A 446-nucleotide genomic window follows, 5' to 3' on the forward strand; every position below is an offset into this window, starting at 1 on the left:
AATGGCGCACCACAAGTTCAATGTGAGTGTTGTAATCATATTGAACAGCCAAAACACATTATTGCTAGTTGCGATGAATGGCTACACGCGGCCAACCGCGTTGGTTGGCGATCAATACAAACTGAGCAATATTCACATAACTGTATTTGCCCAATATGCGTTGATTATTACTGCTCACCAGCAGCTAGGGAGGCAGTATGAGCGTATCAAAACGGGCTGCTCATGTTTCACGGGACGGCGAGCAGTTAAACGCCTGCGTAACCATAAACTGGGGAGAGCAAAACCATATGCTCGATACGGTTTCAACCACGATTACGGCTGATGCCACCCGCGCTGGTTGGGATGCACTGCATACCGAATTACGCGAATGGTACAGCCCCATAACAGTGGAGTGCGGACAATGAGTAATCCACGATATTTATCACCACAAATACAACGCACACTCG

Annotated in this window: 1 protein-coding gene; it reads left to right on the forward strand. The window is 47.8% G+C overall.

Annotated elements, in window-relative coordinates; translation table 11 throughout:
- On the forward strand, positions 1-322 hold a 322-nt coding region (locus SANK73390_RS18325; protein ID WP_462767847.1), incomplete at its 5' end, for a hypothetical protein.
- Positions 323-446: the final 124 nt, after the last annotated feature.

The sequence above is a fragment of the Pseudoalteromonas sp. SANK 73390 genome, from assembly GCF_054966645.1.